The following is an 18,621-nucleotide window of genomic DNA, read 5'->3' on the forward strand; positions in this document are numbered from 1 at the left end:
GCTACCTAGCAAATATGTGAGGTACCAAACAAATGTCAAGGGGAATCAGCTTGACCTAGACCACCATCGGGCGGGAAGGGGTCGGCATTGACGGACGGACTGCAGGCAGTTTTGTGGCCTCCTTACCAATTGCGGCGTGCGCTCGGTGTGGCACCATCTCCCTAGTCAACTGCAGGATCAGGCAGGAAATTTGCGGTTCTTGGCATTCGTCACTCCGCAGCCAGCGTGTACCTTGCAAAGTGCAATGCCTGGCAGTTGCCGGCCGGTTCCAAGCCACGCTTCTTTTAAGGAGAGCCCGGGATTATTGGTATCCGTAGCAGTTGCAGGCAGCGACCTCGCATGTCGACAGTCAGGCGTAAACAGACAAAAAGGAAACGTGGAATTGGTGAAATCAGTAAAAGGACCCTTGCCGGCCGCAGTGCTCACGGCAGGATTGATAGGTTTCCTGGTTGGAGAGGCAGTCGCACAGGCCTCTTCGCCAGATCAGATTGCCGGGGTATGGGAGTCCGAAGACGGCAACATCAAACTTGAAATGTTCGATGCCGGAGAAACCTATGCGGCCCGGGTCCTTTACGGCAAGCTTCTGGTCGAGGCTGACGGCAAGACCTTCAAGAAGGACACTCTCAATCCGGATCCGAACCTCAGAAGCCGCTCTTTGGAGCGCGCAGTTCTCGTGAGCAACCTAAAGTGGGACGGAGCCGACGGTCGCTGGGAAGGCGGAAATTTCTACAGCGGAGCTACCGGTCAAACCCATTCCGCCCAAGCTGCGCTTGTGAGCGGAAAACTGGAACTTCGCGCCTATAGGGGTACCACCATACTTGGTCGGACCATGGTGCTTCGCCGCATGCAATAAAGCAAAAAATCGCTGCCAATGCGGGAGTGTCGCAACAGGCCGCCAAACGAGCAATTTTGCTGTGGCCGATAACCGGAACGGGCGATATTGGCTTTCGTAAGGTGTTGCCCAGCAGAGGCCGACCTGTTGCTCCGTCCCCGCCAGTCGAGCGGATTGATGTTAATTATGGAAACGGAACAATGATCAAAGCCTTCATCATTCATTTGTCGAAGTCAACGGAGAGGGTGGATCAGGTCGATCGACTTAGAAAAGAATTGAGTATGCCGACCGAAATAGTAGAGGCTGTGGATGCTTCAAATTTGAGCGATGCGGATGTTCAGCGAGTATACAAATCTAGACTGCACAGTCCTGGTTATCCATTCGGCTTGAACATACAGGAAATTGCCTGCTTCCTTTCACATAGAAAGGTATGGCAGGCGATTATCGATCAAAATCTCCTTGCAGGTTTGGTTCTAGAAGATGATGTGGTCTTAACACCAGATTTTGCCAGAGTATTCGCAACGGTTGAACAATACATGACACCCAATAATTTCATCCGGTTTCCGGTCCGGCCAAACAAAGAAAAGGGATTGGAGCTTTTAGTTGTGGACGGAGTTCGCATTCTGAAAGCTATGCCGGTTGGACTGGGTATGCATGCTCAGCTCATTGGACAGGCTGCAGCTAAACAATTGTTAGCGGTCACCCAAATGTTTGACCGGCCGGTGGATACAACTCTTCAAATGAACTGGGTAACGACACTGTCACCTCTCGTTGTCGTGCCGGGTGGCGTCGCGGAGAATTCCGCTCAATTGGGTGGAAGTACGATACAACGCAAAAGACCTTTCCTCGAGAAAATAAAAAGAGAAATTTCACGGCCAATCTATCGGTTGCGCGTTCTGATCTACTCCCGTCGAGCGGTCGGTTCTTAGCTTTTTCTTACGGAGAGGCAATCGGCTTTGCTTAACGAGTATGGCAACTGCATATCTCCGTGCATAGTTTTCGAAAGCTGAGATCACCAGTTTATCTTCTGTTTTGAAAGGTCACATTGCTTATGGGTATGCCACCAAAAAAAGCTGAGTAGCATGGTAAGCCACATCACTTTAGTAGGTGATGACAAGCTAGGTGGCTATTTAGCGACAAGGCGCGTCCTTGACCCTTTGCCGGTACAAATGGGTCTCCGCCATACCTCAAGTCCTCCGATGCCGCGCCTGCCGAACACAGCCCTGGCCACGATCAAGCCCGGCGATAGCCGCGCAGCCGGAGCCTGGCTCTCGCTTGTTAGACGGGTAAAGACCGTTCGCGCTGTTTCGGGAGTAAGGACAGCGTGTCCGTTGCGGTAGGTTGCCGCCAACGGTCACCATGTTACGAAGCTGCTGAGACGCTGCTTTCGAGATGCTTTTCGCCAGTATGGGATCGTTGCGAAGCACGAAAGCGGCGTCAGCTAAGCGCGCCTAGTGACGCCAAAGCACTAATTGGGGGCACTTAGTTGGTGTCGAATTGCGAATTGGTACGTCGCGGGGACAAGCGGAAGCCCGTGCCGAGCGGTTCGACGTAGCCACAGACGGATGGGGCATATGGTAGCCGATAAACGGCAGCCGATCTGCGGCCAGCATCCCGAAGATTCTCTTGCGAGTTTCGGCTGCGCCCGTTTTATCCATGTCAAAGGCCACCTCCCAGTCTGGCCTTTGCAAAGAAGCGACATAATGATTGGCAGTGTCCCCGGTAATCAGCAGATTGCGACCCGCGGCCTCCAGCGTAAAAGCCATGTGGCCGGGCGTATGCCCGGCGGCCAGCATGCCAGTAATCCCCCTTGCCACTTTTCCATTGTTACCAATGAAGGTGATTTTGTTTTCAAGCGGAACGACTTTGGACCTCGCGGCCTGTATGTGATGGGCGGCAGACGTGCCTGTGTGGTCGGCCGATGTCCAAAAGTCCCATTCGGTCTGGCCGAGAATGTGGGCGCACTGGCAAAAGCCGGCTGACCATCCTCCATGAGACCGTTGACCTGATCGGCATGCAAATGTGTAGGACGATGACCGTAATGTCTGCGGGCGAACAACCGGAATCCATTATGCGTTGCGCCAACCGACCCAGCCCTGCATTGCGCCGCTCCGGCCCATTGCCGGTATCGAATAGCACAAAATCTGTCCCGCTATTCACCAGAACCGGATTGAACTGACCAAGCATCCGCTTGGTCGGCAGGAAATTCGCCTCCATCAGATCTTCGACCACAGCGGTCTCTTGGTTTGAACCGAAGGTGGGATATGGGCCGTCAAAAACGCGCGCACCATCAAGGAAAGTCGTGATCTCGAACTCGCCCATCTAAAAACGATGAAACCCTGCATTGGGAACAGCTGGCCTCGGTGGGGCGGCAAACGCAACGCGCGTCATAATCCGCGGTGTACTCAGAGCTGCGCCGGCGAGCGCACCGATTTTGAACAGCGAACGACGATTTACAGTCATATGGTGTCTCCTCTGGTTGGATTTTCGCGGTTAACTGACTTCAGCGCCCGGCGCTGCTATCGAAGGCGAGCTTATTTGACGCGTTCAAATTCGATGACGATCTTTGTGCCTTCAGGACGTTGAAAACTCTCGTACATGCGATCGCCTACAACGGTAAGAGTGAGGTCCTTTGTTGTACGTGTTCCGCCGACCCAGTTCGGAAATGTCGAAGCTTCCACGCGGTTACCGCTGAATGCACCGCTTTCGTCGACCGTATATGTGCCAAAGAAACCAATATTGCGCGCCATCGCTTCGCGATTCTCCGCATCGGTACCGCCGCCTCGGGCATTTGACGCGAAGCGAGGCGTATCGGCGTCCGTCAGGACTTCGACAAAATGCATATCCGGCGTGAATACAAGCAAGCCATGTGGGCGCTGGCCGTAAGCCGGGGTATTCGCTCCCTCCGGGTCGATCTGCGCCGAGATTACGCGCCAGGTTCCAACGATCTGATTGACCGGGGCCGACTGCGCGGTGGCAGCGACGGGCGAAATGGCGATGAATGTGCAGAGAAGTGCTGAGCGAAGTTTCATGTTGAATTCCTTTGCTATAACGTTGTGGGGTTCGAATGAGCTTGATCTGAGGATCAAAGGTTCTGCCGGTCAGCGGATCGTGCAATCTGCTGCTGCCCTTGGATCGCCTCAAGACGCGCGGCCAAGGCTGTCGAAATGGAATTGTAGGCAGTGCTGCCGAGCGCGAGACGCAAGCTGGGTTTGGCGCTGTCGGCGGCCGAGATGATCGCCGTGACTGTTCGAGCGGCATCACCCTTCAGGACGAAGCTGCCGTCACTGATGGCGCATCGCACTGCGCCTGCCGGTGTGTTTTCATAAACGTCCATGGGCGTGGCGCGCACCAGTCCAGCACCGAAATTGGTCCCGGTCGGACCCGGTTCGACGATGATGAAGTCTATGCCGAAGGACGCAACCTCCTGAGCGACCGATTCGACAAAACCTTCGATGCCCCATTTGGTGGCATGGTAGAGGCTGAAGCACGGATAGGCGATCTGGCCACCTTCCGACGAAATCTGGATGATCCGTCCACGACCCTGATGACGAAACCGTGGCAAGACAGTCCGTATGAGTTGTATCGAGCCTGTCAGATTCGTCGCGATTTGTTGATCAATCTGATCGTTCGTCAACTCTTCCGCCGCGCCGAACAAGCCGTAACCCGCATTGCTTACGACAACATCAATCCGCCCCATCTCCTCGAACGCCTTACCGACTGCGATTTGGATGCTGGTAACATCGTCCAGATCGAGAAGGGCGGCATGAAAGTTTGCGCCGTATCGTTGCTTGAGGTCCAACAGCATATCTTTTTTGCGCACCGTGCCGACAACCCTGTCGCCACGGGCGAGCAGCTGTTGGGTCATCTCCTGACCCAAGCCAGAGGATACTCCTGTGATTAACCAAGTCTTCATCGTCATAAACCCTTTCATAAGAACTCAGTTTAATGTAGCGAAGACCGATTGGTGCCATAAGGCATCCAATTCAGGATGATCAAGTGCAAAGAATTCACGAATGGTACGACCGACCCTGAATGACCTTGCTTCATTTGCTGCGGTGGCCAGCCACCGCAATTTTCGCGCTGCCGCAGAGACGCTCGGCATCTCGCGGTCGGCTCTTAGCCATGCCATCATCGCTCTCGAGAGCAAGCTCGGTATCCGACTTTTCAATCGTACCACACGCAGCGTGTCACTTACGCAGGCAGGAGCGCAGTTGCTCGCGCGTCTCGACCCCGTTCTTCAGGATCTGGACAAAGCGCTCGACACGCTCGCCGAAACGCGCGGAACGCCAAGTGGAATGTTGCGGATCAACGCCAACAAGAGCGGGGCTCGCATTCTTCTTCGCAGCGTCATTCCCCATTTTCTCGATTGCTACCCGGAAGTCGAAATCGATCTCGTTTCGGAAGGGCGCCTCGTCGACATTGTCGATCAGGGATTTGACGCCGGTGTACGGCTGGCCGAAGCCGTGCCGCAGGACATGGTTGCCGTGAAGTTCGGGGGGACAGTCCGATTCATAACGGTCGCGGCGCCGCGCTATCTCAAGGACAGAGTGCCCCCTGGCACTCCGGATGACCTCCAAGCCCACGCCTGTATCCGGCAGCGCCTGCCCAGCGGAAAGCGGTATCGGTGGGAGTTTTCGAGAAGAGGGGCAGAGGTTGCGATCGACGTGCCAGGTGTGCTCACATTGGACGACAACGACCTTCTCGTTCAAGCTGCAGTGGACGGACAAGGCATTGCCTACGTTCCGGATAGCTTTGCGCAGCCGTTCGTGGCCACAGGGCAACTTGTCACGCTCCTGGACGAGTGGTGTCCGCCATTTCCCGGGTTGGTCCTCTATTATCCTCGCAACCGCCATGTCCCGGCGACATTGCGAGCGTTCATCGATACCATGAAGGAAGTCTTCCAGGATGAGGGCAACAGGAAGTAGCTCCCCCATTCAGGCCATAGTGAATGAAGGGTATATTTTCGTCAGTTTGTTCACCTCACCTGATTGACGAGCTGCTGCGGAGCCCGGCCGCTAATACGATAGACTGCTCCGGGAGGGATGTTTGCGAGCGTGCGCCCGACATACGTTGCTTTCTTGCCCAAACGATCGAGTAATGGTCTTGGTACCGGACATTTTGGACCATAAGTGAATTGAAGAAGGCCCCGTTTTCACTTAAGTGCGAAAACGCACCGTCAAGTATAGCGATGACTTTCCGTGCCGGCATCGAAAGGAGCGGAAGGCCGCTCACAACTGCGCCAACCTGCGCTTGTGGCTCAGGTGCCAGTTTGTGAGGTTGCGCGGCATCCATCTGGATTGTTCTGGCCTTGGGAAATCGCATGGCTGTTCCTACATCAGCCGCGATGCATATGGTGACTAGGACGCCATAGGATGGTATGGCAGGGACGAAACGCTCCGCCATTCCCATCGCTATCAAGCCGAATATCCCATAGAGCGCAATCCAATCAACGAGGTTCCCAAGAGGATCCACGTCTAAATCTCCCGCCTGGTTGCCGGTTCGTTGTCAGCGATCACTGGCGGTAAGATCTGCGTGTCGAAGGCAACGCCAGTGAGCTTTTCGGGCGTTTGCCACAGACGATGTGCGACATGGTTCTCCAAGGCTTGCGGGGAATCTTCGCTAAAGTTGGGGGACCCCGCGTCTCGCCCAATTTATCCGGGCCATAATATGAACCGCTACGAGCCTCAGCGGTAACCGGTGTTTTAGAACCACGTTGTACTCCGCAGTTTGAACTGCGAAGGGCTTTCCATGGATGGATGAAGGAGTTTCCCCATGTTGCCTACGGTGGAGTTTCTCACCCCCGAGAAGAGTAACAGCGGGGGCAGCAATAAATGGACGCCGGAATTCAAGGCCCGGCTTGTTTCGGAAACTCTGCGACCCGGTGCTCGAGTTGTTGATGTTGCGCAGCGTTATGGTGTTCGGGCAAACCGTTTATCTATGTGGCGAACCTTGGCCAAGCGCGGCCGACTGGTTTTGCCCGCGCCTGAAGATGGAATAGAATTCGCAGGATTGGTGATCAGCCAGTGACGGAACAACCTTGCTCTGATCAGGGGCGCACCGAGATATGCGTCGGGCCAGTGACGGTTCGTCTTGAAGCGGGTGCATCGGTTGCCCGTATTGTTGCAGTGGCGCGTGGGTTGGCGGCTCCATCATGATCTTTCCTTCCAATCGGGTGCGGATCATGGTGGCAACAAAGCCTGTCGATTTCCGTAAAGGCCATGACGGCCTTGCCGCCATCGTTAAGAATGAACTACGAAAGGACCCGTTCACTGGAACTGTATTCGTGTTCCGCTCGCGAAAAGCGGATCGGTTAAAACTGATCTATTGGGATGGGACGGGTATGGTGCTGGCTTATAAGCGTTTGGAAGCCCATACATTCAGTTGGCCGGATGTCCGGGATGGGCTGATGTCATTGAACCATGCGCAGTTTGAGGCGTTGTTTGCAGGGCTCGACTGGCGACGTGTCCGTGCAGTGGAAGCACGAGCGCCTATGACTGTTTAAATGCTGCGACACGGTGACTCTGCCGCCATATTCATCAGACAAATCAAGGCGGGGTTTGGTAAGTTTTGTCCATGTTGGATGCTGCCGATCTGCCTGACGATATTGCTGAACTTAAAGCGATGCTGATCGCAGCAACAGCGCTCGGTCTTCGTAAAGATGATCGGATTGCGCGGCTAGAGAAACTGGTTGCAGCCTTCAAACAGGCCGCTTTTGGGCGCAAGTCAGAGAAGATTAATCCTGAGCAGTTTGATCTGGCCCTGGAAGATCTGGAAACAGCTATAGCGGCGATCCATGCAGAAGATGAAGCGGATACAGCTCCAGACAAGCCTGCATCAAAGCCACGTGTCGTTAATCGAGGTTCTCTTCCAAAACACCTGCCGCGTATTGACGAAGTGATTGAGCCGGAAAGCCTGATCTGCGCCTGCGGTGGTTGCCTGCATTGTATTGGCGAAGATGTTTCTGAACGACTGGATATAATCCCTGCGCAGTTCCGTGTCATTGTTACCCATCGTCCTAAATATGCATGTCGCGCCTGCACTGATGGTGTTGTGCAAGCGCCAGCTCCAGCCCGATTGATACCAGCAGGTTTGCCGACAGAAGCCACAGTCGCGCATGTGCTGGTTTCCAAATATGCCGACCATCTGCCGCTTTATCGCCAGGCCCAGATTATGGGCCGTCAGGGCATCGACATAGATCGCTCCACGCTCGCAGACTGGGTGGGACGGGCGGCCTTTGAATTGCGCCCTGTCTTTTATGCGCTGATTGCTGACCTCAAACGTTCTCACAAACTCTTCATGGATGAGACACGTGCCCCTGTGCTTGATCCGGGATCAGGAAAAACCAAAACAGGTTACTTCTGGGCTTTGGCGCGTGATGACCGACCATGGGGCGGCAATGCCCCGCCTGGCGTTGCTTTCACTTATACGCCGGGGCGGTCTGGCCAATATGCGGAACAAATATTGCAAGGCTTCACCGGCATCCTGCAAGTGGATGGCTATGCAGGCTACAATCGGCTTATCGCGCCAGATCGCATCGGTCCAGATATACGACTGGCTTACTGCTGGGCTCATGCGCGTCGCAAGCTTATTGAGATTACCCGCACGGTCTCGTCCCCAGTTGCCGAAGAAGGGGTAAAACGGATTGGTGAACTCTATAAGATCGAAACTGAGCTTCGCGGTCTCACCCCAGAAGATCGGCTCGCAGTACGCGAGGCCCAGTCAAGACCACTGATCCTCGATATGGAAACATGGCTTGCTCATCACCGCGCACACGTGTCGGCAAAGGCGCCATTAGGCGAAGCGTTGAAATACATCGCCAAATACTGGAATGGCCTCTGCCTGTTCCTGTCTGATGGCCGTGTCGAGTTAGATAACAACAGTGTCGAAAGAACGATCCGGCCAATTGCATTGAGCAGAAAAAATGCATTATTTGCAGGTCATGAAGCGGGTGCCCGTAACTGGGGTATCATCGCGTCACTAATCGAAACCTGCAAACTTAATTCAGTTGATCCGCAAAAGTGGCTGACCATCACACTCACAGCAATCGCCAATAGCCACAAGCAGAGCCGCATCGACCAACTGTTGCCATGGAATTATCTCGACAAGGTGTGATTGCAATACCGCACAATATACCGGGATGGCTGGTAAAACGAAACGAAGGACATACCAGAGGCAAAAGTAATGACCAGAGAAGAAATCCTTAGCTACTCTCAAGCAGTTTGCGATGGGCTTCGCGAGGATGAAGACGGGGTGAGACGTGAGGTTCTGACCCACGCAGGAAATAGGTGGTCGCTTGGCGTCATTCACACCCTGGGCGTTTACGGCAGGCTTCGGCACGCAGATATTGGAAGACGAATGCATGGCGTCACCCAACGGATGCTAACTCGCACTCTGCGCCAACTCGAAAGAGACGGCCTCGTCACGCGCTACGATCTCGTAGAGATGCCGCCGCGGGTAGAATACGAACTAACAGAATTGGGAATGGGTCTTCTCGTTCGTATGATTCCGCTGTGGACATGGGTCGTCGAAAACTCGGAGGAGTTTCGAAAGTCCCGCGAGGGCTTTGATTCCCGTCTGCCAGAAAAGCCGTCCTGGCAGACGCCTTGGAAATCCTGACACAGACGCCGCCGCTCCGTGATTGCCATAGAAATTGGTACGCCCTGCTGAAGATGGAGTCTCTGACAACGCTTGACGGGGGAAAGCGAGATTATAGCGCTCCCCCATCGCATCTTTAAGCCCCGTTACTTGGCCGTCAGGTTCGCGTTGATCCAATCGGAAACATCAGTAACTTTGATGCCTTCACGCACGTTGAAAGTGTCGGCCTTGTCCCATGCCATGCCACGACCGATGCCAAAGGCTGCACGATACTTGCGCATCATGTTTTGGGGATCGTTTGCCAGTTCTTCCATAAGGACCGGAACAGTCCATTCGGACCGGTTGAAGGGCCGGTTTAATCCCGCCTCCAGCTTGTCAGCAAGCTCGCCATAGGTGACGGTATCGCCCGCCAGGAAGACGATCTCGTTGCTGATGGTTGGCTCGTAGAACACGACTTCAGCAGTGAGCACGCCGATGTCGTCAGGTGTCGTCAATGTAACGGCGGTGTCAAAGCTGCCGAGGGCTTTGACCGCGCTCTTTTCCAGATCAACGACACCGAACTCCGGCTCGAACAGATAGCTCATGAACATGCCGGTGGAGATAATGACCCATTCGGTATTGTCCTGCGAGCGTAAGAGTTCACGGACATCAAGTTGCGCGTCGAAAATGTCCTGTGGGCCACCTCGACCGATTGCTTCGAAATCAACACCGAACTGCCACGGAAAATAGCGCGGAATTCCTGACTGCAAAGCGGCCCTTGCCAGCTTCATCGGGGTGTTGATCCCAGCCGCATAACCCGTGCAGCCAATTACGGTGTCATACTGCGAGAACAGAGATGCCAACTCGTCAACCGAGCTCTTCACCAAATCGCCCACGACTATCTCAATCCCCAAATCGCGAATTTCAGCGATGTCGCGCTGCTTGGCTGGTGAGTCAGACTCTACGGCGCTGGCGCGCAACAAGACACTTATCGTTGCGCCGTCAATGTCCTTTGCGCGACGGGCCAGATTGCGCAGGAGCGGCATGCCGAGTTCTCCAGCGCCCAGCACGAGGATATTCCGGGACTTCACGTTGGAAGCTGTTTGATTCATAGTTTTCAATCCTTCAAAAATTCAATGTCGCCACTACTTGGCAAGGTGCGAGCACGAAGAAAAGAAGGCACACGGATGATACTGCAGCAAACTGAGGGCGGGTAAGGACGAAACGGCTCGGCGGATGTGATGTCCGCTGTTGGCGCATTCAAGCGATCAAACTCACGGTGGCAGTTATCGGAACAGCCTGTCGCGCTTAGTTAATGTGATAGGGAAACACCGCTTTCAACGAACCTAACGACCGTCAAAGACGCATTGGCGGCTCCGGCGGATGATTTCACAAAATTCTTTGAAGCGATATTTGCACCGATGCCGAGTGGACCATCGCTGGTCATGGCCCCGTCGCACGCACTCATCACGGAATAGAAGATCTTTTTACCAACGCTGACGAGGCGCTTTTCGCGCGCTTCGCCGAACGGCTGAGGATAACTACACGCGGCGTCTGGGCAGACGGGGAGAAGGTGTTTGCGCAGATCGAAAGCGCCACAACTGCAAAAGACGGCAAGCCTTAAGCCAACGGCTACATGTATATCATGTCGATGGAGGGCGGAAAGGTCGTGTCCGGCATAGAGTGGCTCGACCTGAATGCCTATTACGAGATCTTAGATTGGGTGGATGCCTGATCTGGACGACTAGCGTGGTTTCCACGCCAGCTCGTATAGGTCACTCGACAAAGGTGCAGGCGCGAGTTCCTCGTGGTCTACAATATCACGAGAGCATGGTCTGCTTCCGACAGCGATATTCCCGATGATCACAACAGTGATCGCCGATGTAGGCCACGAGAGCAAGAAACTCGCGAGCGCCTTGGCAGAACAGCAGGGCTGGCAAATGCAGATCGTCAAGCGGCTTCAGCGTGCCTTCAAGATCACGGGCTCGACCTGGACCGTGGAACGCAGCTTCGCTTGGCTCGGACGCAATCGTCGGCTCAGCGAGGATTATGAATATCGGGTCCAGACATCCGAGACGATGAACCGTTTTGCAAAACGTTAATTCCCAAACCTCCTCTTAGAGGCTTGGCCGGAGCCATAGGCGTGTAATCGCTCATCGTGGAGCCTCAGGACACCGCTGCCTCCGTCGGATCAGCCAGAATCTTCGAGATCGGAGAAGCAGGATCCCGGCCGAGCTGCGTAGCGGTCCGGACAGCTACGTTGCAGAGCTTCGGCAAATCGACACCGGTGCGGACGCCCATGCCTTCGAGCATGAACACTACCTCCTCCGTCGCAACGTTTCCGGTTGCTCCCTTCGCATATGGACAGCCTCCGAGCCCGCCCACTGAAGCATCAAATACCGTCACCCCCTCTTCCAAACAGGCAAGAATGTTCGCCAGCGCCTGGCCATAAGTATTATGCTCGTGAAGTGCGATCGCGGCCATCGGCATCTCCGTGGCAATCGCCCTTACCATGGCTGCAGCAGCTCTCGGGGTACCAATGCCAATTGTATCGCCGAATGAGATTTCGTAACATCCCATATTGTACAGACGACGGGCGACACCAACGGCCGAGGAAAGCGGGACGTTTCCTTCATAGGGGCAGCCTAGAACGCAGGATACGTAGCCTCGTACCCGCATGCCGATGTCGCGAGCACCCTCCAAAACCGGCAGAAAGCGCTCAAAGCTTTCATCGATCGAGCAATTGATGTTTCTCTGCGAAAAGCTTTCCGATGCCGAAGCAAAGATCGCGATCTCCTCCGCGCCAGCCTCACGGGCAATTTCGAACCCTTTCATATTAGGGACGAGCATGGGGAAACTGATGCCCTCGCGCCGTCCGATCAGCTTTAACACTTCCGCAGACCCCGCCATCTGGGGAACCCATTTCGGCGAGACAAAGCTCCCCGCTTCGATCGTTCGAAGGCCAGCGTCGATCAAACCTTCGATCATCTGTACGCGATTAACGACGCTGAGCGGATAAGCTTCATTTTGCAAGCCGTCACGCGGTCCGACCTCAACGAGCCGAATATCATCCATTGGGTCCTCCACCAATATTGTTGTCCCTTATTTCCTCGCGCAGAAAGGCGCAAAAGCGAGGGTCGGCACCGTAGGCTACATTTACTCTCATCGCCGGTTGGACAGAGGCTTCCCGATCAACGTAAAAAACACTTCCAGGCGCGATGAAAATATTATTCTGAGCTGCCCGGCGGCAGAACGCGGTTTCATCCAGATTGGGCGGAAGCGGGACCCAAATATAAAAACCCTGCACTTTGGGAAGTTTTACGTCCAGCCCCACATCCGAAAGCGCTTGCACGGTCGCCTTGGTGCCGTCTTCGATCCAACCACGCAGGCGTCTCAGGTTCTTGAGATACTGTCCGCTTTCGATCATCTCGAGAACAACGCGCTCAACATGAAGCGACGTGGCAACCATCGTTATCATCTTCAAATCGACGAGACTCCGGATCGTGTCGGGTGCCCCGGCAATGTAGCCACACCGCAGGCTCGCAGAGAGCGTTTTGGAGAACGACCCGACATAGAGAACGCGTTGCTGTTGGCCGAAAGCTGCGAGCCGCGGCAGGCTTGGAGCAATCAGATCCGCGAAAATGTCATCTTCGACTAAACGAAAATCATGAACCTCCGCCATCTGCAGAAGCGTAAATGCGTGGGCGGGAGACAAGGTGCCTCCGGTCGGGTTGTGTGCCTGGCTTTGCGTAAAAAACAGCTTCGGACGATCAAGAATGAGCTTGCGGCGTAGTTCGTCGAGATTAGGGCCATCCTGTAACCGGGGGATAGGAACGACGTTTGCCTTCGCCAGTCGAAGCTTGGCATAAAGGGGATAGTATCCCGGGCTGTCGACGAAGACCGTATCGCCGGGCTCCAGAAAATGGCGAATGATCAGGTCTAAGCCGTGATTGACGCCGCTCGTCAGCATCACTCCATCTGGCTCGGTGGTGATCGAGCGTTCAGCAAGCGAAACCCGGAGCCACTCTCGCAGTCCACTCAGGCCCCAGGAACTCCCATATCCGAAATCGACTTCTGCCGCTGCACTGCGGCTCGTACGCAAGATGCGGCGCATGTCCGCGTCTTCAGTCCAGCTTGCTGGCGGGCGACCATCCCCCGGTCGTGTCAGATAGTTCTGATCAAGCTGCTCGCGGAGTAACGACATGATGCTTGTGGCTTCCATGACATCTGGTTTTACCTGCTGCACTGGCGCCTGACGGTTTTCAGAAACGTAGTAACCTGAACCCTGCCGCGCGATAAGAAGCCCGCGTGCGACCAGTCGGTCATAAGCCTCCGCCATCGTATTTTTTGAGACGGCGAACTGACTGGCCCCTCCTCTGACAGACGGCAGTCTTTGCCCGGGCCGGTACAGGCCGGATGCGATTTGTCCACTGATCTGAGCGACGATGTTGTCAATCACCTTCATACAATCGTCCCACTCCAACGTTGGGACAGTGTCCACAACAAACCGGACAACTGTCCCTTGCATAGCGGTTATATTCTAGGACACTTTGCGATGAACGCAAGCTTAGAAATGTTTGGTTTGGGAGTGAGCCATTGATTAGAAGGACCGCCTCGTCGCGTATCGAGAATATGCGCAATCTGTCTCCTGCCGAGCGCTTGGAACAGGTCGCGCTAGCCGCGCAGCTGGACGACAAAACCAGTTCAGTCCTTGCGGCCCCTGACGCCCTTCCTGTCGGGCGCGCCAACGGTATGATCGAGAATGTCATCGGCACCTTTCAGCTTCCGCTCGGTGTAGCCACGAATTTTCTGATCAATGGCCAGGACTATCTGGTGCCTATGGCGGTAGAGGAACCGTCGGTCGTTGCCGCGGCCTCCTATATGGCTCGCATCGTGCGAGGCTGCGGCGGTTTTCATACTTCGTCGACAGCACCGATCATGCGTGCACAAGTGCAGGTGCTTGCAACGTCCGATCCTTACGGTGCAAGGCTGGCCATCCTGGCGGCGCGTGACGAGATCATATCAGCCGCCAATTCCCAGGACGCAGTTCTGGTGAAGTTCGGCGGCGGATGCCGCGATATCGAAGTTCACGTTTTTCCTTCGACGTCCCGGGGCCCGATGGTCGTCCTTCATCTTCTGGTTGATGTGCGAGACGCAATGGGTGCCAACACTGTAAACACGATGGCAGAGGCGGTCTCACCAATTATCGAGCGGATAACCGGCGGTGAAGTCCGGTTGCGAATTCTCTCCAACCTCGCGGATCTGCGATTGGCAAGGGCCCGGATCGAAATAACTGAAGAAGCCCTCGCCACGAAGGAATTCTCGGGACGCCGAATGATGGAAGGCATTGTCGATGCCTATGAATTCGCAGCGATCGATCCCTACCGTGCTGCCACACATAACAAAGGGATTATGAACGGCGTCGACCCGGTCGTGGTAGCCACCGGGAACGATTGGCGGGCAATCGAAGCGGGCGCTCACGCCTACGCCGCGCGTTCAGGACGCTACACATCTCTTTCAACCTGGGAGATCAGCAATAAGGGAACCCTTGTCGGAACCATCGAAATGCCGATGGCGCTTGGTCTGGTTGGTGGTGCGACCAAAACACACCCTGCAGCACAGGCTGCTCTTCAAATCTTGAACGTCGAAACGGCGGTCGAACTTGCGGAAGTTACCGTCGCTGTCGGACTCGCTCAGAATATGGCTGCCCTTCGGGCACTTGCAACAGAGGGCATCCAGCGCGGCCACATGGCGCTTCATGCGCGTAACATTGCAATCGGCGCCGGCGCTTCGGGCGAAGAGATCGATGAGGTCGCCAGAAGGCTCGCAAACGATCACGATGTACGATCTGCCCGCGCCGAGGAGATATTGGCGGAAATGCGCAAATAAACAAAATTTGGGACCGGTCAACGAGGAGATTTTTCCGGTTTCTGAATGTATTGGGAGGACAACATGACGGATTCAAACGCAGCGCGTGGCGTGAGCGCGCATGGCCAGCTTGCCGAAATCTGGGGAGACGTTGTCTCGCGTCCCCAGCTCGCAAAAGCAATGCTCATCGGCGCCTTGGTAAGCGTCGCCGTATATTTTCTTGCTCTTCAGACGATTGCCCCGTCGGCTTCCACTCCCGCTGTCGGCAAGGCACTTGCCATGCTGGCGGGAATTTTAGGGTCCGTCATCAGCGGAGCAATATGTGCGCGCCTGTTTGCCCCGAAACGAACAGTGGTCGAGCAGGCTCAGACAGGAATCGCCTGGCAAACCGAGATTCTGGAACAACTCGAGCTGGAGGGTGGCCCCATTGGCCGGGTAGAAGACCTTCCGCCCGTCGTCGCACAGGAAATGCGCGAAGTCGGACTCTATGACCTCTTCAAAAATTATGAAGATCGCCACAACGCAGGAAGGAAGGGGGACTGATATGGACGGGCTACTTTACGAAATAATTATCGCTCTTTCCCTCGGCCTGTTGGGTGCAGTTTTGTTTTCGGCCATCGGCCTGATTTCGGGCACCGACGAGACCACTACCATTGCTCCGGTGACGCTTCTTGTCGTTCTGTTGGGAGCGCCGCCGGCTGGTGTCTTCACTTTCTGGATGTGCGCGGCCGTATCCAAACATATGACGCATGCGGTACCAACGGCATTGCTCGGAATTCCGGGGGATACAATGGCACTGCCGCTGCTTCAGCAGGCCACTGCATTGCGTAATCTCGGCGCACCACACGTAGCACTACGAAAAATGCTGGCTGGCTCTGTCATATCTGCCTTCATAGCGGTGCCTCTCGCAGTGCTGTTCGCTGTTATTCTGGCACCCTTCGGAACTTACATTACTGCGTCTGCTCCATGGTTGTTCATCGGTGCCGCAATCATCATTGCCTATTTCTCTGCAGGCCGCTGGGCCTCAGTCGTTGCATTGATCCCCTTCACGCTGCTGATTATCGCGTTGCAAGGTTTCACAGCTGCGCATGACGTCAAGCTTGGTGTCAGTTATTTCCTTGGGATTGCAGTCGGTCCACTTGTTGCGGAACTGTTTTCGGCGATATCACCGCTTGAGCAAAAACGAATGAACCGCAACGAGCTGCGCCAGACGACGCTTGCGCCCGATGTAAAGAGTTGGGGTGGATATTTTCCAAACCCATTCCGGGTGCTTGACAGGAGCCAGGTGACCACGACGGCAGCCGCCGCTGCGATCACCAGTGCTACATTCGTGTTCAGCCCCGTGGCCGTTACCGTTATTGCCGGTGAGATCGTTGGAGCGCGCATCAAGCAGGCTTATCACCGGCTGACTTCCGTACTGGCGGTGCGAAACGGCGTTACAGAATCCACCTATATCGCTGAAGCCTTGATTCCGCTCATAGCGTTCGGCCTGCCGCTTAGCCCTGTCGCTGCGGGTCCGGCTGCACCGCTGTTCAATGCACCGCCGCGCTTCACTGTCGACACAGCAACCGGAGTGGTCAACAACCTCCACACGATGATGTCGGTTTCTGAGTTCCTGATCTGGGGCATGATCTCCGTAGTGATCGCCGCTGCCATCGCCTATCCGTTCGCGATGAACCACGCACGGAGCGCAGCGGCGTTTGTGGCCAAATATATTAGCCACGAAGCCATCATAGCCACTTTCCTTGGCCTCATCCTCGTGATTGGTCTTTGGGAAGGTGGCTTGCTCGCACTTTTGGTCATCATGACTGTGGGACTTCTGGGTGGCCTGCTCTACCGGGTGCTTGGCATGAATACCGGTGTGCAGTTCATGGGTTACTACGCTGCGATCCTCAGTGTGCCCGCAATCATGAAGCTCATTGGCTGACCGAGCGCAATCTGAATGTAGAACTGGGAGGAGAAAATGCACCGGCTAGTGTCTACCCTGATCTTGACTTCGGGGCTGGTTTTCACGAGTGGCATTTCTTACGGAACGGAAGACGATAAAGTGCTTCCTTCCTTAGAAATACCTCAGTCTTTGAAAAGCGTCGTTCCGCTGCCGATGGCAGAGGCAGATCTGCCATCGGTCGAGGCGACGAAATTCTTCAAGGTTTCCGACAAAGGCCTGCAACTGGAATGTCCTACCTTCGATGCGAGAGGCGATCTGGTGTTTTGCGAGGTTTTCGGCGGAACCGTCTTTCGCCTGACGCCAGAAAAAAAACTCTCAAGCTTTGTACCTGATCCGGAACTGCGTCCAGCGGGGCTTGCCGTTCATCCCGATGGCCGCATCTACATGGCCGAGCTCGGGGATTTTGCTTCGAGAGGCTCGGTCATTAACATGGCCGCAGATGGAACTGACGTTCAAACGGTATTATCTCGAGATAAAGGCTTTTTGCCCGATGACCTTGTGTTTGATCGCAATGGAGGCTTTTACTTTACCGATTTCAAAGGTGGTTCAAGTGTAGCCACGGGCGGCGTTTACTACATTGGACCAAATGGGGGAAAGCCTGTCCTGGTTGTTCCTAATCTCAGGATCGCAAACGGGGTCGCCCTTAGCCCAGATGGAAAAACCCTCTGGGTGAGCGAGCTTGCAGGCGGCTTGCTTCACCGCATCTCATTATCGGACCCAACGACCATAGCGCCGTTCGGTTCGTCGGTTGTCTACAATTTCGTTGGTGGCGGTCCGGATTCGCTTCGTATCGACGCTGACGGAAACGTCTATGTTGCAATATATGGTCAGGGTCGCATTATGGTGTTTAACCCCCTAGGTTTTCCTGTCGGGCAGTACTTACTGCCGGAACGTGACCAAGGCCACAATTTGCGTTCTACATCTATGGTGATCCGACCCGGCACAGACGAACTGCTGATCTTTACGAACGACTGGGACAAGGGACAAGGTTCTACAATATTCGCCGCGCGTGCACTCGCAAAGGCAGCCGTGCAGAACAATGGAGTGCGATAACCTCAGCCTCTTAGAGGGTGTTTGGGGAATTAACGTTTCGCAAGGTGGTTGAGCATGGGCCGCATGGCTGCGATGTCGATCATCGTCTCGGATGTCTGGACCCGATATTCAACATCCTTGCTGAGTCGACGATTGCACCCTGTGCCAAGCGAAGTTCCACGATCTCCAGGTCAAGCCAGTGATCTTGAAGGCACGCTGAGGCCGCTTGACGATCTGCAATTGCCGGCCCTGCTGTTCTGCCAAGGCGCTCGCGAGTTTCTTGATGCGCTCACGGTTAGTATCCGGCGTAGGGCACCATTACGGGGCAACTACCAATGAACCGGACGATCTCGACCTTCTCGTA

The 18,621-nt window shown here is 55.0% G+C and carries 21 protein-coding genes; 14 read left to right on the top strand and 7 right to left on the bottom strand.

Translation table 11 applies throughout. The features are described 5' to 3' along the window. The first annotated feature begins 382 nt into the window (after positions 1-382). Together V9K92_RS02300 and V9K92_RS02305 are read left to right on the top strand one after the other, a co-directional pair. Entirely contained in the window at positions 383-853 is a 471-nt protein-coding gene (locus V9K92_RS02300) for a DUF2147 domain-containing protein (RefSeq protein WP_337353135.1), read from the top strand. Between the two features lie 179 nt (positions 854-1,032). After that, on the top strand, positions 1,033-1,761 hold the full coding sequence (locus tag V9K92_RS02305) for a glycosyltransferase family 25 protein (RefSeq protein WP_337353136.1): 729 nt from the start codon (positions 1,033-1,035) through the stop codon (positions 1,759-1,761). 522 nt (positions 1,762-2,283) lie between these two features. On the opposite strand, the gene V9K92_RS02315 is transcribed toward V9K92_RS02305, so the two are convergent. From V9K92_RS02315 to V9K92_RS02330, 4 genes are all read right to left on the bottom strand, one after another. Further along, on the bottom strand, positions 2,284-2,898 hold the full coding sequence (locus V9K92_RS02315) for an MBL fold metallo-hydrolase (protein WP_337353490.1): 615 nt from the start codon (positions 2,896-2,898) through the stop codon (positions 2,284-2,286). A 256-nt stretch (positions 2,899-3,154) separates the two neighbouring features. Then, positions 3,155-3,295 (bottom strand): hypothetical protein, encoded by a 141-nt coding sequence (locus V9K92_RS02320; RefSeq protein WP_337353137.1) that lies wholly within the window; start codon positions 3,293-3,295, stop codon positions 3,155-3,157. A gap of 71 nt (positions 3,296-3,366) precedes the next feature. Continuing rightward, positions 3,367-3,864 carry a lipocalin-like domain-containing protein gene (locus V9K92_RS02325; protein WP_337353138.1) on the bottom strand — a complete coding sequence of 166 codons (498 nt, stop codon included), beginning with the start codon at positions 3,862-3,864 and terminating at the stop codon, positions 3,367-3,369. Positions 3,865-3,917: 53 nt separating this feature from the next. After that, complete coding sequence (locus tag V9K92_RS02330; RefSeq protein ID WP_443094424.1) at positions 3,918-4,700, bottom strand: SDR family oxidoreductase; 783 nt, start codon at positions 4,698-4,700, stop codon at positions 3,918-3,920. Between the two features lie 148 nt (positions 4,701-4,848). Between V9K92_RS02330 and V9K92_RS02335 the strand changes: the two genes are divergently transcribed. From V9K92_RS02335 to V9K92_RS02365, 6 genes are all read left to right on the top strand, one after another. Further along, the gene (locus V9K92_RS02335; RefSeq protein ID WP_337353140.1) at positions 4,849-5,760 is read left to right on the top strand and encodes a LysR family transcriptional regulator; all 912 of its coding nucleotides are present in this window, start codon (positions 4,849-4,851) and stop codon (positions 5,758-5,760) included. Between the two features lie 847 nt (positions 5,761-6,607). Next, positions 6,608-6,862 (top strand): transposase, encoded by a 255-nt coding sequence (locus V9K92_RS02345; RefSeq protein ID WP_337353141.1) that lies wholly within the window; start codon positions 6,608-6,610, stop codon positions 6,860-6,862. Next, a complete protein-coding gene (locus tag V9K92_RS02350) occupies positions 6,859-6,990 on the top strand; it encodes a hypothetical protein (protein WP_337353142.1) in 132 nt (43 codons plus the stop codon). Before V9K92_RS02345 ends, V9K92_RS02350 begins: the two co-directional genes overlap by 4 nt. Next, a complete protein-coding gene (gene tnpB / locus V9K92_RS02355) occupies positions 6,987-7,337 on the top strand; it encodes an IS66 family insertion sequence element accessory protein TnpB (protein ID WP_148094265.1) in 351 nt (116 codons plus the stop codon). The genes V9K92_RS02350 and tnpB overlap by 4 nt, the downstream gene beginning before the upstream one ends. 71 nt (positions 7,338-7,408) lie before the next feature. After that, positions 7,409-8,947, top strand: coding sequence for an IS66 family transposase (gene tnpC, locus V9K92_RS02360; protein WP_337353143.1), 1,539 nt, complete (start codon positions 7,409-7,411; stop codon positions 8,945-8,947). A 69-nt stretch (positions 8,948-9,016) separates the two neighbouring features. Further along, complete coding sequence (locus V9K92_RS02365) at positions 9,017-9,451, top strand: winged helix-turn-helix transcriptional regulator (RefSeq protein ID WP_095445346.1); 435 nt, start codon at positions 9,017-9,019, stop codon at positions 9,449-9,451. Between the two features lie 125 nt (positions 9,452-9,576). Here V9K92_RS02365 and V9K92_RS02370 read toward each other — a convergent pair whose 3' ends face one another. Beyond that, entirely contained in the window at positions 9,577-10,521 is a 945-nt protein-coding gene (locus tag V9K92_RS02370; protein ID WP_337353144.1) for an aromatic alcohol reductase, read from the bottom strand. A 747-nt stretch (positions 10,522-11,268) separates the two neighbouring features. Between V9K92_RS02370 and V9K92_RS02375 the strand changes: the two genes are divergently transcribed. Then, a complete protein-coding gene (locus V9K92_RS02375; protein WP_337353145.1) occupies positions 11,269-11,511 on the top strand; it encodes a transposase in 243 nt (80 codons plus the stop codon). A gap of 64 nt (positions 11,512-11,575) precedes the next feature. Here V9K92_RS02375 and V9K92_RS02380 read toward each other — a convergent pair whose 3' ends face one another. Together V9K92_RS02380 and V9K92_RS02385 are read right to left on the bottom strand one after the other, a co-directional pair. Then, a complete protein-coding gene (locus tag V9K92_RS02380) occupies positions 11,576-12,484 on the bottom strand; it encodes a hydroxymethylglutaryl-CoA lyase (protein ID WP_337353146.1) in 909 nt (302 codons plus the stop codon). Next, positions 12,477-13,874, bottom strand: coding sequence for an aminotransferase-like domain-containing protein (locus tag V9K92_RS02385; RefSeq protein WP_337353147.1), 1,398 nt, complete (start codon positions 13,872-13,874; stop codon positions 12,477-12,479). The genes V9K92_RS02380 and V9K92_RS02385 overlap by 8 nt, the downstream gene beginning before the upstream one ends. A gap of 134 nt (positions 13,875-14,008) precedes the next feature. Between V9K92_RS02385 and V9K92_RS02390 the strand changes: the two genes are divergently transcribed. The 5 genes from V9K92_RS02390 (at position 14,009) to V9K92_RS02410 (ending at position 18,596) form a co-directional block, all read left to right on the top strand. Further along, on the top strand, positions 14,009-15,298 hold the full coding sequence (locus V9K92_RS02390) for a hydroxymethylglutaryl-CoA reductase, degradative (protein WP_443094438.1): 1,290 nt from the start codon (positions 14,009-14,011) through the stop codon (positions 15,296-15,298). Positions 15,299-15,361: 63 nt separating this feature from the next. Next, positions 15,362-15,820, top strand: a complete 459-nt coding sequence (locus V9K92_RS02395; RefSeq protein WP_337353149.1) for a hypothetical protein — start codon at positions 15,362-15,364, stop codon at positions 15,818-15,820. 1 nt (position 15,821) lies between these two features. Then, entirely contained in the window at positions 15,822-17,204 is a 1,383-nt protein-coding gene (locus V9K92_RS02400) for a tripartite tricarboxylate transporter permease (protein ID WP_337353150.1), read from the top strand. 36 nt (positions 17,205-17,240) lie between these two features. Further along, positions 17,241-18,278 carry an SMP-30/gluconolactonase/LRE family protein gene (locus V9K92_RS02405; RefSeq protein WP_337353151.1) on the top strand — a complete coding sequence of 346 codons (1,038 nt, stop codon included), beginning with the start codon at positions 17,241-17,243 and terminating at the stop codon, positions 18,276-18,278. A gap of 54 nt (positions 18,279-18,332) precedes the next feature. Next, positions 18,333-18,596, top strand: coding sequence for a hypothetical protein (locus V9K92_RS02410; protein ID WP_337353152.1), 264 nt, complete (start codon positions 18,333-18,335; stop codon positions 18,594-18,596). The last annotated feature ends 25 nt before the right edge of the window (positions 18,597-18,621 follow it).

Origin of the sequence: Phyllobacterium sp. CCNWLW109, from assembly GCF_037203905.1 — a bacterium.
In the GTDB taxonomy this organism is placed as follows: domain Bacteria; phylum Pseudomonadota; class Alphaproteobacteria; order Rhizobiales; family Rhizobiaceae; genus Phyllobacterium; species Phyllobacterium ifriqiyense.

Bases quoted from the DNA above. Each gene is read 5' to 3' on its own strand.
- V9K92_RS02305 (WP_337353136.1), top strand. From the start codon at position 1,033: ATGATCAAAGCCTTCATCATTCATTTGTCGAAGTCAACGGAGAGGGTG.
- V9K92_RS02320 (WP_337353137.1), bottom strand. From the start codon at position 3,295: ATGACTGTAAATCGTCGTTCGCTGTTCAAAATCGGTGCGCTCGCCGGC.
- V9K92_RS02325 (WP_337353138.1), bottom strand. From the start codon at position 3,864: ATGAAACTTCGCTCAGCACTTCTCTGCACATTCATCGCCATTTCGCCC.
- V9K92_RS02330 (WP_443094424.1), bottom strand. From the start codon at position 4,700: ATGACCCAACAGCTGCTCGCCCGTGGCGACAGGGTTGTCGGCACGGTG.
- V9K92_RS02335 (WP_337353140.1), top strand. From the start codon at position 4,849: ATGGTACGACCGACCCTGAATGACCTTGCTTCATTTGCTGCGGTGGCC.
- V9K92_RS02345 (WP_337353141.1), top strand. From the start codon at position 6,608: ATGTTGCCTACGGTGGAGTTTCTCACCCCCGAGAAGAGTAACAGCGGG.
- tnpB (WP_148094265.1), top strand. From the start codon at position 6,987: ATGATCTTTCCTTCCAATCGGGTGCGGATCATGGTGGCAACAAAGCCT.
- tnpC (WP_337353143.1), top strand. From the start codon at position 7,409: ATGTTGGATGCTGCCGATCTGCCTGACGATATTGCTGAACTTAAAGCG.
- V9K92_RS02365 (WP_095445346.1), top strand. From the start codon at position 9,017: ATGACCAGAGAAGAAATCCTTAGCTACTCTCAAGCAGTTTGCGATGGG.
- V9K92_RS02370 (WP_337353144.1), bottom strand. From the start codon at position 10,521: ATGAATCAAACAGCTTCCAACGTGAAGTCCCGGAATATCCTCGTGCTG.
- V9K92_RS02375 (WP_337353145.1), top strand. From the start codon at position 11,269: ATGATCACAACAGTGATCGCCGATGTAGGCCACGAGAGCAAGAAACTC.
- V9K92_RS02380 (WP_337353146.1), bottom strand. From the start codon at position 12,484: ATGGATGATATTCGGCTCGTTGAGGTCGGACCGCGTGACGGCTTGCAA.
- V9K92_RS02385 (WP_337353147.1), bottom strand. From the start codon at position 13,874: ATGAAGGTGATTGACAACATCGTCGCTCAGATCAGTGGACAAATCGCA.
- V9K92_RS02395 (WP_337353149.1), top strand. From the start codon at position 15,362: ATGACGGATTCAAACGCAGCGCGTGGCGTGAGCGCGCATGGCCAGCTT.
- V9K92_RS02400 (WP_337353150.1), top strand. From the start codon at position 15,822: ATGGACGGGCTACTTTACGAAATAATTATCGCTCTTTCCCTCGGCCTG.
- V9K92_RS02405 (WP_337353151.1), top strand. From the start codon at position 17,241: ATGCACCGGCTAGTGTCTACCCTGATCTTGACTTCGGGGCTGGTTTTC.
- V9K92_RS02410 (WP_337353152.1), top strand. From the start codon at position 18,333: ATGGGCCGCATGGCTGCGATGTCGATCATCGTCTCGGATGTCTGGACC.